Origin of the sequence: Salmonella sp. SAL00670 (assembly GCF_046552235.1) — a bacterium.
In the GTDB taxonomy this organism is placed as follows: domain Bacteria; phylum Pseudomonadota; class Gammaproteobacteria; order Enterobacterales; family Enterobacteriaceae; genus Salmonella; species Salmonella enterica.
In genome coordinates, this window is record NZ_JBGDUO010000001.1 from 52,510 (window position 1) to 67,033 (window position 14,524).

A 14,524-nucleotide genomic window follows, 5' to 3' on the forward strand; every position below is an offset into this window, starting at 1 on the left:
TGAAAACTACACCGGCAACGGTCGGGGCGGTCCGGAGTAGTTATGTCTTTTGATTCCCTGGGATTAAACCCTGATATCCTGCGCGCCATTGCCGAGCAGGGTTACCGTGAACCTACCCCTATTCAGCAACAGGCGATTCCCGCCGTGCTGGAAGGCCGCGATCTGATGGCCAGCGCCCAGACCGGAACCGGTAAAACGGCGGGTTTTACCCTGCCATTGTTGCAGCATCTGATTACCCATCAGCCGCACGCTAAAGGTCGTCGCCCGGTGCGCGCGTTGATCCTCACGCCAACCCGCGAGCTGGCGGCGCAAATTGGCGAAAACGTCAGAGATTACAGTAAATATCTCAACGTTCGCTCGCTGGTGGTATTTGGCGGCGTAAGCATCAATCCGCAGATGATGAAACTGCGCGGCGGCGTGGATGTGCTGGTGGCGACGCCGGGACGTCTGCTCGACCTGGAACATCAAAATGCCGTGAAGCTGGATCAGATTGAGATTCTGGTACTGGATGAAGCCGACCGTATGCTGGATATGGGCTTCATTCACGACATTCGTCGCGTGCTGGCGAAACTGCCGGCGAAGCGTCAGAATCTGCTGTTCTCCGCCACGTTCTCCGACGACATCAAAGCGCTCGCCGAAAAGCTGTTGCGCAACCCGCTGGAAATCGAAGTGGCGCGCCGCAACACGGCCTCAGAGCAGGTAACGCAGCACGTGCACTTTGTCGATAAAAAACGTAAGCGCGAACTGCTGTCGCAGATGATTGGCCAGGGCAACTGGCAGCAGGTGTTGGTCTTCACCCGCACCAAGCATGGCGCGAACCATCTGGCGGAACAGCTTAATAAAGACGGTATTCGCAGCGCGGCGATCCACGGTAATAAATCGCAGGGCGCACGTACCCGCGCGCTGGCCGATTTTAAATCCGGCGATATTCGCGTGCTGGTAGCGACGGATATTGCGGCGCGTGGTCTGGATATTGAAGAGCTGCCGCACGTGGTCAACTATGAACTGCCGAACGTGCCGGAAGATTATGTACACCGTATTGGCCGTACCGGTCGCGCGGCGGCAACTGGCGAGGCGCTGTCGCTGGTCTGTGTTGACGAGCATAAACTGTTGCGTGATATCGAAAAATTGCTGAAAAAAGAGATCCCACGCATTACGACGCCGGGCTATGAGCCGGACCCGTCGATTAAAGCGGAGCCGATTCAGAACGGTCGTCAGCAGCGCGGCGGCGGCGGTCGTGGACGCGGACAAAATCAGGGGGGAGCGGGGCGCAGTCAGCAGCCGCGACGTCAGGATAGTGGGGCAGCGAAGGCGAAACCAAAACCGCGCACAGGCGAGGGGAAACCCTCGGGCGACAAAGCACGTCCGCCGCGTCGCCCGCGCAGAATCACGCCTGCCCAGTAAATTTTATCCGGCAACATGCCCGGTAGCGCGACGCTTACCGGGCCTACGGACTATGCAAATACGTAGGCCGGATAAGGTGCTTGCACCGTCATCCGGCAAAATACACATCGCGTTGCGAGCCGCCTTCCAGAACCGGCAAAAAAGGTACTTCCCGCCCCTGAAATGTGCCACAATAGTGGCTGTTTATACAGTACTTCAGGTTTTCTCATGGCATTGACCGCTGCGCTGAAAGCGCAAATCGCCGCCTGGTATAAGGCGCTTCAGGAACAGATTCCCGACTTTATTCCTCGTGCGCCGCAGCGGCAGATGATTGCTGACGTCGCCAGAACGCTGGCCGGGGAAGAAGGGAGACATCTGGCTATTGAAGCGCCGACCGGCGTCGGGAAAACCCTCTCCTATCTTATTCCCGGTATCGCCATTGCCCGGGAAGAGCAAAAAACACTGGTGGTCAGTACCGCTAACGTGGCGTTACAGGATCAGATCTTTAGCAAAGATTTGCCGCTGCTACGAAAAATCATCCCCGATCTGCGCTTTACCGCCGCCTTTGGCCGCGGGCGTTACGTGTGTCCGCGAAACCTGGCGGCGCTCGCCAGTAGCGAGCCTACGCAGCAGGATCTGCTCGCCTTTCTTGATGACGAACTGACGCCTAACAACCAGGAAGAGCAAAAGCGTTGCGCCAGGCTGAAAGGGGATCTTGACGGTTACAAATGGGATGGTCTGCGGGATCATACCGACATTGCTATTGACGACGATCTGTGGCGGCGATTAAGTACCGATAAAGCCAGTTGTCTGAACCGCAACTGTCACTATTACCGCGAATGTCCATTCTTTGTCGCCCGACGTGAAATACAGGAAGCGGAAGTCGTGGTGGCGAATCACGCGCTGGTAATGGCGGCGATGGAAAGTGAAGCCGTACTGCCGGAACCAAAGCATCTGCTGTTGGTACTGGATGAAGGTCATCATCTGCCCGATGTCGCTCGCGATGCGCTGGAGATGAGCGCGGAAATTACCGCCTCCTGGTATCGCTTGCAACTGGATCTGTTCAGCAAACTGGTGGCGACCTGCATGGAGCAATTTCGCCCTAAAACCACGCCGCCGTTAGCGAACCCTGAGCGACTTAACGCCCATTGCGAGGAGGTATACGAACTGATCGCCTCGCTCAATGCCATTCTTAATCTGTATATGCCCGCAGCGCAGGAGGCGGAGCACCGTTTTGCAATGGGCGAGTTGCCTGATGAGGTCATGGAAATCTGCCAGCGACTGGCGAAGCTGACCGAGACGCTGCGTGGGCTGGCGGAATCCTTTCTCAACGATCTCAGCGAAAAAACCGGGTCGCACGATATTGTGCGTTTGCATCGGGTGATTTTACAGATGAACCGGGCGCTGGGAATGTTCGAGGCGCAAAGTAAATTATGGCGGCTGGCTTCGATGGCGCAGTCTTCAGGCGCGCCGGTGTCCAAATGGGCGACGCGTGAAATACGCGAAGGGCAACTCCACGTCTGGTTCCATTGTGTCGGTATCCGCGTCAGCGATCAGCTGGAAAGATTGTTATGGCGCAGCGTACCGCACATTATTGTCACCTCGGCGACACTGCGCTCGCTCAATAGCTTTTCGCGCCTGCAGGAAATGAGCGGCTTAAAAGAAAAAGCCGGCGACCGCTTTGTGGCGCTGGATTCGCCGTTTAATCATGTGGAACAGGGGAAACTGGTGATTCCTCAAATGCGCTACGAACCCACTATTGATAACGAAGAGCAGCATATTGCCGAAATGGCGGCCTATTTTCGCGAGCAACTGGAGAGCAAAAAACATCATGGTATGCTGGTACTGTTCGCCAGCGGGCGGGCGATGCAGCGTTTTCTGGAGCATGTCGCTGATGTACGCTTACTCCTCCTGGTCCAGGGCGACCAGCCGCGTTACCGGCTGGTAGAGCTGCACCGTAAACGGGTGGAGAGCGGCGAACGTAGCGTGCTGGTTGGGCTTCAGTCTTTTGCCGAAGGGCTGGATCTTAAAGGCGAGCTGCTGACGCAAGTCCATATCCATAAAATTGCCTTTCCGCCGATCGACAGCCCGGTCGTGATCACCGAAGGCGAATGGCTAAAAAGCCTGAATCGTTATCCGTTTGAGGTACAAAGCTTACCAAGCGCGTCTTTTAATTTAATTCAGCAGGTAGGGCGATTGATCCGTAGCCACGCCTGTCGGGGAGAAGTGGTCATTTATGATAAGCGTTTGTTGACCAAAAACTACGGACAGCGTTTACTGAATGCCTTACCTGTTTTTCCGATAGAGCAGCCTGCCGTGCCAGACGTTATAGTAAAACCAAAAGCAAAACCTGCACGCCGCCGACGGCGTTAATGCTGTGAGCACACTTCAAGGAGCTTTCAATGGATTATCGCAAGATCATCAAAGAGATCGGGCGAGGTAAAAATCACGCCCGCGATCTGGATCTGGATACCGCGCGCGGTTTGTATACCCGAATGCTGAATGGCGACATCCCCGACCTGGAAATGGGCAGTATATTGATGGCGCTGCGTATTAAAGGCGAAGGCGAAGCCGAAATGCTGGGCTTTTATGAGGCCATGCAGAATCATACCATCAAACTGACACCGCCCGCAGATAGGCCGTTGCCGGTCGTTATTCCCAGCTATAACGGCGCGCGTAAACAGGCGAATTTAACGCCGTTGCTGGCTATCCTGCTGCATAAATTGGGCTTTCCAGTTGTAGTACACGGCGTCAGTGAAGATCCGACCCGCGTACTGACGGAAACAATATTTGAGCTGATGGGGATTGTGCCCACCCTACACGGCGGACAAGCGCAGGCCAAACTGGACGGGCGCCAGCCGGTGTTTATCCCGGTGAGCGCGCTCTGCCCGCCGCTGGAAAAACAACTGGCGATGCGCTGGCGGATGGGCGTGCGCAACAGCGCGCATTCACTGGCCAAGCTGGCGACGCCATTTGCTGAGGATGCCGCGCTGCGTTTATCAAGCGTTTCTCACCCTGAATATGTCCCGCGTGTGGCGACCTTTTTTAGCCGCATTGGCGGGCGGGCTTTGCTAATGCATGGTACCGAAGGCGAAGTCTATGCCAACCCGCAACGCTGTCCGCAAATCAGCCTGATTGAGAGCCGTGGCGTGCAGGTACTGCATGAGCGTCAGAGCGACACGCACGACGAGCCGCTTTCACTGCCTGCGACTAAAGATCCTGAAATCACCGCGCGCTGGATTGAGCGCTGCCTTGCCGGCCATGAGCCGGTGCCGCAATCATTAAAAACGCAAATGGCCTGTTGTCTAGTTGCGACGAGAGAGGCGGCGACGTTAGAAGACGGGCTTGCGCGCGTCGAACAGGCTTTTAGCGAATAAAAAAAGCCCGTCCAGTGACGGACGGGCAAATAAGGGTAACAAACAGGGTTAATGAGGGTTGGAGCAGTGGGTCTGTTGGCAAACAGACGAGGGTAATACCCGTCAGAATTCAAACAACAGCGATGTTACAGCCTGAAATCTGGCGGGCAGGTTAATTATTTATAAATCACCGCAGTGCCGCTCATTTTGTCATTACCTACGGCGGAGGTGATGTTATAAGCGCTTGCGCCAGCAGCGGCGGCTTTTTCAGCCAGTTTAGCTTCCAGGCCATCCAGCGTGGTGGCGCCATCGGCAGACACTACGCCGATTTTATGCAGGTTTTGCGTCTGAGACGCGCTAACCGGTTCTGCGGCAAAAGCGCCAAAAGAAAGGGTGGAAAGCGCGATGGCTGCAACAGCATATTTAATGGTTTTCATGATTAATCTCTCGCAGGTTATTCTGTTTATGGGACGATGTTCCGTCGATGTGATGAGTATCACGGTTTTTTGCGAAAGATAAAATCGAATAGAATTGACTGCCTTGCTCAAAATTTTTGAATGACAAATAACCTATTGATTATTAATTAATTCAACGGTTGAATTTACCTTTCTTGTCATCTGGCTTTACAGAGTCGAGGTTAACGGCACATTCTGCGACGCAGAACGCTAAAAAGCATGAGCGTAAAGGAATGGATAATACTGGCGGTTTCGGTAAAGAAAAGTCAGCGTAACTGGCTGTCTTTTGAACCTCTACGATTATATCCTGAAAATGTTGCGTTATGTAAATCTTTCTCCTGTTGGCAGGCTATGCATAACCGAACGCCCGGCACGGCTTTACGCCGCGCTTCAGGGATAGGATCGCCGCAAGATTCGCATTCATCGCGACTTTCGCCGTGGGGAAGTTCGCCGCGAGCGCGGGCAACGGCATCTTCAATGGTATTGTTGATTTGTTCATTCACTGCGTCGTCATTTGCCCAGCCGGATGCCATCACGCTCTCCTGATTTTAGGGTACCTGAGGTTAAGTGTAGCGCCGTCAGGCGAAAAAATCGCATCGCGCGATCTTTTCAGACCATGAGCAGAGCCAATGTCATTCAGATATCCGATCAAACGAGCGAGGCAGGGAATTCGCGGTGGTATATTTACCCCGTGGCGTTATACGGGTATCTTACGCCGCTGCTAAAAGGAGAATGCCATGTCCGCCCAGAAACCGGGGTTACACCCGCGCAACCGCCATCAACACCGTTATGATCTCGCCGCACTGTGTCAGACCACGCCGGAATTGACGTCCTTTCTTATCCGCACGCCCGCCGGTGAACAGAGCGTTGATTTTGCTAATCCGCAAGCGGTAAAAGCGCTCAATAAGGCATTGCTGGCGCATTTTTATGCCGTCACACACTGGGACATTCCGCCAGGGTTTTTATGTCCGCCGGTGCCTGGTCGTGCGGATTATATCCATCATCTGGCGGATCTGCTTGGCGAAACGACAGGGAGTATTCCGGCGCAGGCAACTATTCTGGACGTGGGCGTGGGCGCCAATTGTATTTATCCGCTTATCGGCGTCCATGAATATGGCTGGCGATTTACCGGTAGTGAAGTCAGCGACGCAGCGATGTCCAGCGCGCAGGCTATTATTCAGGCTAATACGGGGTTAAGCCGCGCCATTCGTCTGCGTCGGCAAAAAGATCCGGCGGCCATTTTTACCGGTATCATTCATAAAAATGAATCTTATGACGCAACGCTTTGTAACCCGCCTTTTCACGACTCCGCCGCCGCAGCCCGCGCGGGCAGCGAGCGTAAGCGCCGCAATTTGGGGCAGAATAAAGATGATGCGCTGAACTTTGGCGGTCAACAGCAGGAGCTATGGTGCGAAGGCGGCGAAGTCGCCTTTATTAAAAAAATGATTGCTGAAAGCCAATCCTTCCGCCGTCAGGTGTTGTGGTTTACGACGTTGGTGTCGCGCGGCGAGAATTTACCGCCGCTTTACCGGGCGTTGACGGAGGCTGGCGCGGTGAAAGTGGTGAAAAAAGAGATGGCCCAAGGGCAAAAGCAAAGCCGCTTTATTGCCTGGACCTTTATGGATGACGACCAGCGTCGCCGTTTTATCACCCGTAAACGCTAAATCGTCGGTTCGCGCGGCGGCAGTGAATCAGGCGGCGGGGCGCCGGCGGGGGCGGGCAGAACCTGATACGTTTGCACCGGCGCGCGCACATTAGCCAGATCAAAATGCTTTTTCACCTGGCTATCAAGGGCAAAACGCACCGTCCACTGCTTGAGCGGTAGCGTGGTGAACGACACGCGTAAAGTAAACGCCGTGTTCGTTAAACCGACAATACCGGCGAACGTGGGTTCGCCGATAATCAGCCCGCGAATATCCTCCGTCTGCATCAGCGCCGTTACCGCGTCTTTCAGCGCCTGATTCGCTTTATCCGCATCCTCATGGCGATCCACGTCATAGTTGGCGACAACAGAGCCGATACCGCGCACAAAGTTGGCGAAAGTGGTGATCGAGGACCACGGGATAATATGGTATGCCCCGGTATCCTGCCGCACGCCGACGGAACGAATCGACATTCTTTCGACCGTCCCCGTCAGCGGGCCTATGGTGACTAAGTCGCCGGTATTCATCCCGTTTTCAAACTGAATAAAAACGCCGGTAATAATATCTTTCACCAGAGTTTGCGAACCGAAAGAGATAGCCAGACCTAACGCGCCCGCGCCAGCCAGCAATGGCGCGATATTGACGCCGATTTCCGATAACACGATCATGATGGTTATGGTACTGATAATCACTGCCAGCGCATTGCGGAACAGCGTCAGCAGCGTGCGCGTGCGGGCGCTGGGTAGCGGGCGACCATGAATATCGGAGGCCAGGCGATTCTCAATCAGACTGGCGAGAATCGTCCATCCCACGGCGGAGAAGAATAAGATTAACGCGATACGGATGAGGATATCGACCATCTTTTCCCCCGCGCCATAATGTAGCCAGTGCCAGAAATCGAATAATCCCCAGGCGTTGAGCAACAGCATAACGGCGACGCAGACGGTCAAAAAGCGTGCGACTTTTAGCGCCGAGGAGAGCCAGCCGTTAAGCCGCTTTTGTAATTCCGGGTAATTGCGCTGCGTATGGGGCGACAGGGTGATGGTTTTCGCTATCCAGCGGGTAAACATACCGGAGATAAACGCGGCGATGCCAATAATCGCCAGACTGCGCACGGTCGCGCCCATCATAAACTTCAGGCTATTGCCTGGGTCGAATAACGAGAAGAAAAACAGCACGATAAAGTAAGCGCTGGCCAGCCAGTGCCACACCAGCGCAAAGGCGCGGATAAACAGGCTAAAAAAGGCTAATGATCGTTCCGCCAGACTTAATAAATGTTGCGTAATCTCCGCTTTGTTTTTAAAGATCAGGTACAGCGCCCAGATGGTGATGCAGAGCATGATCGCCACATTAGCCATCGCGCCAACCTGAACATTCACCTGGTTGGAAATAATCGGAACGGCAACAATTAGCCCGTAGCCAATCAAACTGCTAAGGGAACTCATACGGCGATTCCAGTAACGCGCTGTCGCATCCTGAATCGCGAATGGGCGTAATTCCGGTACATTAGGGCAAAAAATAAGCCGCAGAATCGCTTTAAAGAACTCTATCAGCGCGAAGGCATTCAGGAACAGGCTTTGCTGAAAAGCGATAGTTCGACTTCCCGCATGGAAATTATCACTGAGCATCTGACCGATAAATAAGGTGAGCGCCAGTAGCAGCAGGTCGATAATAAACGCGCCGACGATCATCGCCGGGAGCTGTAACCAGTTGCTGCGTTCACGGTTTTTCTTGCGCGCCCACAGGCCCATTTTTCGATATAACGGCAGGGCGCAAAGCCGTATCACGCTATAAAAACCAAATACCGCGGCGGCCAGAAATAAAAAGTGGGTTAACGCGTTGGTGAAGGTTTGCGAGTTAAACGGTTTGTGCGGCGCATCGGTGATGTTGCGATAAAGCTGGGCGAAACGGGTAGCGAAAGCATCGCCGTACTGACGGGTAACGGTGGTGACGTTCTCCAGTACCGTTTTCTCATCTTTGGCCGCAGGCGGCACAAGCGCTGGCGCCGGCTCGGTCGGCGGCGTGGTTGAGGCTTCGCGGAGTTGCGCTATCAATTCGTTACGTGAAGCCTCGTTCTCCAGTACGTCAGCCAGGGCCGCATAGGCCGCTTTTTTTTGTTCAGGACTGGGCTCTGGCGCTGCTTGCTGGCTGGTTGATGTCCCCGTGGTCACGCCGGGTATGGCGACCGCATGGGCAGGCGCGCCCAGTAGACAAAAAAGGATGAACAGGGTCCACCGCATGACTCCTCCAGTGAGAAAAGAGACGCAAAACACTAAGTATAGATGGCGCAGGGGAGGGAAAATGAAATGGGACTATTCCATGATGCCCTTCCTGCCGCAGGGCAGGAAGGGCGATATCTCAGGAGACGTGCTGTAAAAATTCCTGTAAACGTGGGCTTGGCGGGTTTTCGATCAACGCCTGCGGACTGCCATCTTCGGCAATACGGCCTTTATCGATGAAAATCAGCCGTGAGGCGACTTTTTCGGCAAAGCCGATTTCGTGAGTCACAATGACCATGGTCATGCCTTCTTCCGCCAGATCCTGCATGACTTTCAGCACTTCATGGCGCAGTTCAGGGTCCAGAGCGGAGGTTGGCTCGTCAAAGAGCATCATTTTCGGCTTCACTGCCAGCGCTCGGGCAATAGCGACGCGCTGTTGTTGACCGCCGGAAAGCTCGGAGGGGTAGTGGTGCGCCCGTTCCGCCAGTCCAACTTTCGCTAACAGAGCTTTCGCCTGTTTTTCCGCTTCTTCTTTCTTTACGCCGCGCACGCGCAGAGGACCGAACATCACGTTTTCGAGCGCGGTCAGATGCGGGAACAGATAAAACTGTTGAAACACCATGCCGGCTTCCTGGCGAATCAGCCGTTCGTCTACTTTAGGATCGTTGACTTTCAGACCATCGACAATCAGATCGCCGGAGGTGATCTCTTCCAGTTTATTGATACAGCGTAATAACGTGGATTTACCCGAACCGGAAGGGCCGATAATCACAACCACTTCGCCCTGACGGATGTTTAAATCAATGTTATGTAGCACCTGGGTGGGGCCAAAGTGCTTGGAGACGTTTTTAAATTCAATCACAGGATTTTCATCCTTCTTTCAAGACGACGCAAAATAAAGCTCAGCACCAGCGTAATGATCAAATAGAAGACGGCCACGGCGCTCCAGATTTCCAGGGCGCGAAAGTTACCGGCAATAATTTCCTGGCCCTGACGGGTCAGCTCGGCTACGCCGATAACAATAAACAACGAGGTGTCTTTGATGCTAATGATCCACTGATTGCCCAGCGGCGGCAGCATACGGCGCAGAGCAAGCGGTAAAATAACATGGCGGATGGTTTCCCGGCGAGAAAGGCCCAGCGCCAGACCCGCTTCGCGAAAACCTTTGTGAATGGATAGTACTGCGCCACGAGTAATTTCCGCGATATAAGCGCCGGAGTTAATCATAATTGTCACGACCGCTGCGCTGAATGGATCAATACGCAAATCATTAAATGCCATCGGCAGGGCAAAGTAGATAAACATGACCTGGACAACGATGGGCGTGCCGCGAATAATTTCAATGAAAACCAGGGCGATGTGGTTGGCGAACCAGCCGCCAAACGTACGGGCAAAACCTGCCGCCAGTCCAATAACCAGGCCGCCAGCCAGACCGAGGACCGAGATCCACAGGGTCATTTTAGCGCCCTCAAGCAAAAGCGGAATGGCGGGCCAGATGGCGCTCCAGTCAAACTGCATATGTCGTTCCTGTTACCGTGGTGTAAATAGTCAAATGCTCTATCCGGCGCGGAAATGGCGGAAAGTGTCTTATCCGTCACGGAAAGAGCTGTAGGCCCGGTGAGCGTCCTCACTACCGGGCCACAAGCCAACATCAGGTCGTTTTATTTAGGTTCTGTACCGAACCATTTTTTGTAGATTTCGTTATAGGTGCCATTCTCACGCAGCGTTTTCAGCGCGCCGTTGACTTTCTCGCGCAGTTCATCGCTGCCTTTCGGGAAGGCAACTCCGTATTGCTGTGCTTCCAGCGATTCGCCTACCGCCTTGAACTGGCCGTTGCCTGCGGTTTTGATAAAGTACAGGATGTTCGGCGTATCGTGCAGAACGGCGTCTGCGCGGTTGGTGCCTAATTCCATGTACGCGTTATCAATGTTCGGGAACTGACGCAGGTCTTTGGTTTTGATATTCGCTTTCGCGTAATCCACCGACCCGGTTCCGCTCTTCACGGCAACGACTTTGCCATCGAGGTCTTTAACGCTTTTAATGTCGTTATTGTTGGCTTTCACCATCACGAGCAGACCGCTTTTGTAATAGCCATCGGAAAAGTCGATCGCTTTTTTACGCTCGTCCGTAATCGTAATACCCGCCAGCGCCAGATCGATATTTTTGGTTTGTAATGCCGGAATAATGCCGCTGAAATCCATCGGTTTCAGGGTGTAGTCCAGCTTCAGTTCTTTCGCGATAGCGTCCCACAGATCAACATCAAAACCGACGTATTTGTCGCCCTGTTTAAATTCAAACGGAACGAACGCCGTATCGGTTGCTACAACGAGTTTCTTATCCGCGGCGTGCGAAGACACCGCAAAAGCCAGGGTAAGTGCAGCCAGTGAAACTTTTAATAGAGACTTCATAGCATTTCCTTTTCTATCCACGGGGCGATCCCCTGCGAGAACATGTAGCGTAATGAAAAAATCATGCCAATTATGTAACTCATTGTTTTAACAGAAGCGTGAATCATTTCTGTGCACAATAAGTCGGGCAAAACCAGTATGCCGCACCGTTTTGGGGCACTGATTTAGTGCATGAATAACAAAGTAGAGATACAGGGTCTATTTAGCGTAAAAATTGTTGTTAAAACAATCTTTAATTAACGATTGTGTGATGTAATTATTACAAATAATTCACTTTTATCGGAGGGGAGTACAAGACGTGTGCACTATTTAAGTGCAAAACCCCTGTGCCAGGCAGGGGTATAGGGATGACTTATATACCTGTGTACATCAAGTTGCAGGTGCGTTCGCTTCAGTGACCGACGGAAGTCAGGCTTCTGCGGATTCGCTGCGTTTGTACCTTCCTGCAACTCGAAGTATTCAGGGTAGAGATAGATTTATTCGATGTTGGATTCGATAAACCACAGGAATTTATCGAGGTCGCGTGATGCGGCGGTAAAGATATCGGCAGTGTCTTCATCTTTGGCTTCACCGATAGCTTTGCGAACATCATTAGCGACAACAGCGTAGCGATCGGCCAGTTCTTTTAAGTGATCCTGCACGTTATGGATGTCGAGCGGATAGCTTTTCAGTGGAGTTTTGCTGTTGATAACTTGCGTGGTGCCTAACGCCACACCGCCAAGCTGTACGGCGCGCTCGGCCATAGTATCCAGATGATCGGTCAGTGCGGTACGGAAGCCATCCAGCATCTCATGAACGGCAATAAAGTTAGCACCGCGCATGTTCCAGTGGGCCTGTTTCGTGATCAGCGACAGGTCAATGAACTGGATCACCTGACGATTAAGCAACTCAACCGTCGCTTTTTTATCGCTCTCTGATACATCGTTACGGGTATAAAGCAGATTAGACGCTTTTGTTTTTACCAGTTTAGCGGTACTCATAATCTCATATCCTCTTGATGTTTGTGTCCCAGGTAATTAACGAAAATAAGTATAGCACCGGTTTTTAACTTTGCTTTTTTGAATTTACCTATCACTTTAATAGTACAGACAAGATTTAATATTTATTTTGATTAAAAATCAACTGGTTAGACGAGTTTGCTGTTTGGTGGGTAATAATTCTCATTTTAATGTAAAAAATGAGAAAAAATATGACAAAAAATGACGAAGTAATAGCGCAATAATAAAAGGTGAATAACGAGGTGATATTCTGCATGATTATGCACATCATGCAGAATAAGAAACTATTTTACGTCAACTTGTTTAATTTGCGGTTCGCGTCGAATCGTTAGGGTAGATCCCATTGAAGCGGCAATGATGGCGCACAGGGCCAGGATTTGTATGCCCGTAAGCGTTTCGCCCAGAAAAATCATCCCGGAAACGGCGGCCAGCGCGGGTTCCATGCTCATCAGCGTACCGAAGGTGCGGGTTGGCAGGCGCGTCAGCGCAATCATTTCCAGTGAATAAGGCAGCGCCGTAGAAAGCACAGCGACCGCTAACCCTAAGGGAAGAATCGACCAGTGCCATAGCGCATCGCCAGCCTGAACTGCGCCAATCGGCACGAAAATGATGGCGGCAATCAGCGAGCCTACCGCCACCGTGGCCGGACCATGTTCCGCGCCTGCTCGCTGGCCGGTAAGAATATAGACAGCCCAACAGGCACCAGCGCCGAGCGCTAACGCGGCCCCGGTAAGATCGACGTGAGACATATCTTGTCCTAATGGCAGCAGGAACCAGAGTCCAAGCACAGCCAGTACGACCCAAATAAAATCTACCGGACGCCGGGATGAAAACAGCGCGACCGCCAGAGGGCCGGTAAATTCCAGCGCGACCGCAATACCCAACGGCACCGTCTGAATCGACAGATAGAATAGATAGTTCATCCCGCCCAGCGACAGACCATAAAACAGTAAAGGCAGCCGCTGCTCTTTGGCAAAATGCAAACGCCAGGGTTTGAAAAAGGCGATAAGGATAAGCGTTCCCAACGCCAGACGAAGCGCCGTTACACCCGGCGCGCCGACAAGAGGAAATAACGATTTTGCCAGTGAAGCGCCACTCTGAATAGAGGACATGGCAATGAGCAAAACCAAAATGGGCAACCAGACTGGTAGTTTACGTGTTGACCCCGGCATCCTTTCTCCTGTCAAAAAATGTCAGTACGAGTAAAGGTGGCAGTGTAATGGAAATTCCCCGGAGCGCTTGAGGATTCGTTGAAAAAAAATTTCCAGGATTCCATAAAATGAACTTAAATTGATGGATAAATAGACTGTTAGTTTAGGAATAATCTGGATGAATGTATCGCGCCACACGCGCATTATTGGTGCAATCAGCCGGAAAAGTGATGTTAATTGAATAAGATAGCGCGATATGGAAACGTTCTGTTACATGAAAGGCGCCCTTAGACACCGTGAATCGCAAAGAGTTTCCCATTAATTTTTGATATATTTAAAACTTAGGACTTACTTGAAGCACATTTGAGGTGGTTATGAAAAAAATTGCATGTCTTTCAGCACTGGCCGCTGTTCTGGCTTTTTCCGCAGGTACTGCAGTAGCTGCTACTTCTACCGTTACCGGTGGTTACGCTCAGAGCGACGCGCAGGGCGTAGCGAATAAAATGAGCGGTTTCAACCTGAAGTATCGTTACGAGCAGGACGACAACCCGCTGGGCGTAATCGGTTCCTTCACCTACACCGAAAAAGATCGTACTAACGGTGCGGGCGATTACAACAAAGGTCAGTACTACGGCATCACTGCCGGCCCGGCTTACCGTCTGAACGATTGGGCGAGCATCTACGGTGTAGTCGGTGTGGGTTACGGTAAATTCCAGACGACCGATTACCCAACCTACAAACATGACACCAGCGATTATGGCTTCTCCTATGGCGCTGGTCTGCAATTCAACCCGATGGAAAATGTTGCTCTGGACTTCTCTTACGAGCAGAGCCGTATTCGTAGCGTTGACGTTGGCACCTGGATTGCTGGCGTAGGTTACCGCTTCTAATCACGTCGGTGAAAATGAAAA

General features: G+C 52.4%; 13 protein-coding genes. 5 read left to right on the forward strand and 8 right to left on the reverse strand.

Going from position 1 to position 14,524, the window contains the following annotated elements:
• Positions 1–42: 42 nt before the first annotated feature.
• The 3 genes from rhlE to ybiB all read left to right on the forward strand — a co-directional run bounded on the left by rhlE (position 43) and on the right by ybiB (position 4,760).
• On the forward strand, positions 43–1,404 hold the full coding sequence (gene rhlE / locus ACLJRS_RS00265; protein ID WP_410957733.1) for an ATP-dependent RNA helicase RhlE: 1,362 nt from the start codon (positions 43–45) through the stop codon (positions 1,402–1,404).
• Between the two features lie 207 nt (positions 1,405–1,611).
• Positions 1,612–3,756 carry an ATP-dependent DNA helicase DinG gene (dinG, locus tag ACLJRS_RS00270; RefSeq protein WP_001218675.1) on the forward strand — a complete coding sequence of 715 codons (2,145 nt, stop codon included), beginning with the start codon at positions 1,612–1,614 and terminating at the stop codon, positions 3,754–3,756.
• A 29-nt stretch (positions 3,757–3,785) separates the two neighbouring features.
• Positions 3,786–4,760 (forward strand): DNA-binding protein YbiB, encoded by a 975-nt coding sequence (gene ybiB, locus ACLJRS_RS00275; RefSeq protein WP_000386483.1) that lies wholly within the window; start codon positions 3,786–3,788, stop codon positions 4,758–4,760.
• A 155-nt stretch (positions 4,761–4,915) separates the two neighbouring features.
• Here ybiB and ybiJ read toward each other — a convergent pair whose 3' ends face one another.
• Entirely contained in the window at positions 4,916–5,176 is a 261-nt protein-coding gene (ybiJ, locus tag ACLJRS_RS00280) for a DUF1471 family protein YbiJ (protein ID WP_000849089.1), read from the reverse strand.
• A gap of 284 nt (positions 5,177–5,460) precedes the next feature.
• The gene (locus ACLJRS_RS00285) at positions 5,461–5,727 is read right to left on the reverse strand and encodes a DksA/TraR family C4-type zinc finger protein (RefSeq protein WP_000146330.1); all 267 of its coding nucleotides are present in this window, start codon (positions 5,725–5,727) and stop codon (positions 5,461–5,463) included.
• A gap of 204 nt (positions 5,728–5,931) precedes the next feature.
• On the opposite strand from ACLJRS_RS00285, the gene rlmF reads away from it, so the two are divergent.
• Complete coding sequence (rlmF, locus tag ACLJRS_RS00290) at positions 5,932–6,858, forward strand: 23S rRNA (adenine(1618)-N(6))-methyltransferase RlmF (protein ID WP_001275967.1); 927 nt, start codon at positions 5,932–5,934, stop codon at positions 6,856–6,858.
• Here rlmF and ybiO read toward each other — a convergent pair.
• The 6 genes from ybiO to rhtA form a co-directional block, all read right to left on the reverse strand.
• Positions 6,855–9,077 carry a mechanosensitive channel protein gene (gene ybiO, locus ACLJRS_RS00295; protein WP_001267714.1) on the reverse strand — a complete coding sequence of 741 codons (2,223 nt, stop codon included), beginning with the start codon at positions 9,075–9,077 and terminating at the stop codon, positions 6,855–6,857. The genes rlmF and ybiO overlap by 4 nt on opposite strands.
• A 118-nt stretch (positions 9,078–9,195) precedes the next feature.
• The gene (gene glnQ / locus ACLJRS_RS00300) at positions 9,196–9,918 is read right to left on the reverse strand and encodes a glutamine ABC transporter ATP-binding protein GlnQ (RefSeq protein ID WP_000569093.1); all 723 of its coding nucleotides are present in this window, start codon (positions 9,916–9,918) and stop codon (positions 9,196–9,198) included.
• Positions 9,915–10,574 carry a glutamine ABC transporter permease GlnP gene (gene glnP, locus ACLJRS_RS00305; RefSeq protein WP_001159076.1) on the reverse strand — a complete coding sequence of 220 codons (660 nt, stop codon included), beginning with the start codon at positions 10,572–10,574 and terminating at the stop codon, positions 9,915–9,917. Before glnP ends, glnQ begins: the two co-directional genes overlap by 4 nt.
• A gap of 143 nt (positions 10,575–10,717) precedes the next feature.
• Positions 10,718–11,464: a glutamine ABC transporter substrate-binding protein GlnH gene (glnH, locus tag ACLJRS_RS00310; protein ID WP_000838671.1), complete on the reverse strand. Its 747-nt coding sequence runs from the start codon at positions 11,462–11,464 to the stop codon at positions 10,718–10,720.
• A gap of 476 nt (positions 11,465–11,940) precedes the next feature.
• Entirely contained in the window at positions 11,941–12,444 is a 504-nt protein-coding gene (gene dps, locus ACLJRS_RS00315) for a DNA starvation/stationary phase protection protein Dps (RefSeq protein ID WP_000100805.1), read from the reverse strand.
• Positions 12,445–12,746: 302 nt separating this feature from the next.
• Entirely contained in the window at positions 12,747–13,634 is an 888-nt protein-coding gene (gene rhtA, locus ACLJRS_RS00320; RefSeq protein ID WP_001119551.1) for a threonine/homoserine exporter RhtA, read from the reverse strand.
• A gap of 353 nt (positions 13,635–13,987) precedes the next feature.
• Here rhtA and ompX point away from each other — a divergent pair, with 353 nt between their 5' ends.
• On the forward strand, positions 13,988–14,503 hold the full coding sequence (gene ompX, locus ACLJRS_RS00325; RefSeq protein ID WP_000716763.1) for an outer membrane protein OmpX: 516 nt from the start codon (positions 13,988–13,990) through the stop codon (positions 14,501–14,503).
• Positions 14,504–14,524: the final 21 nt, after the last annotated feature.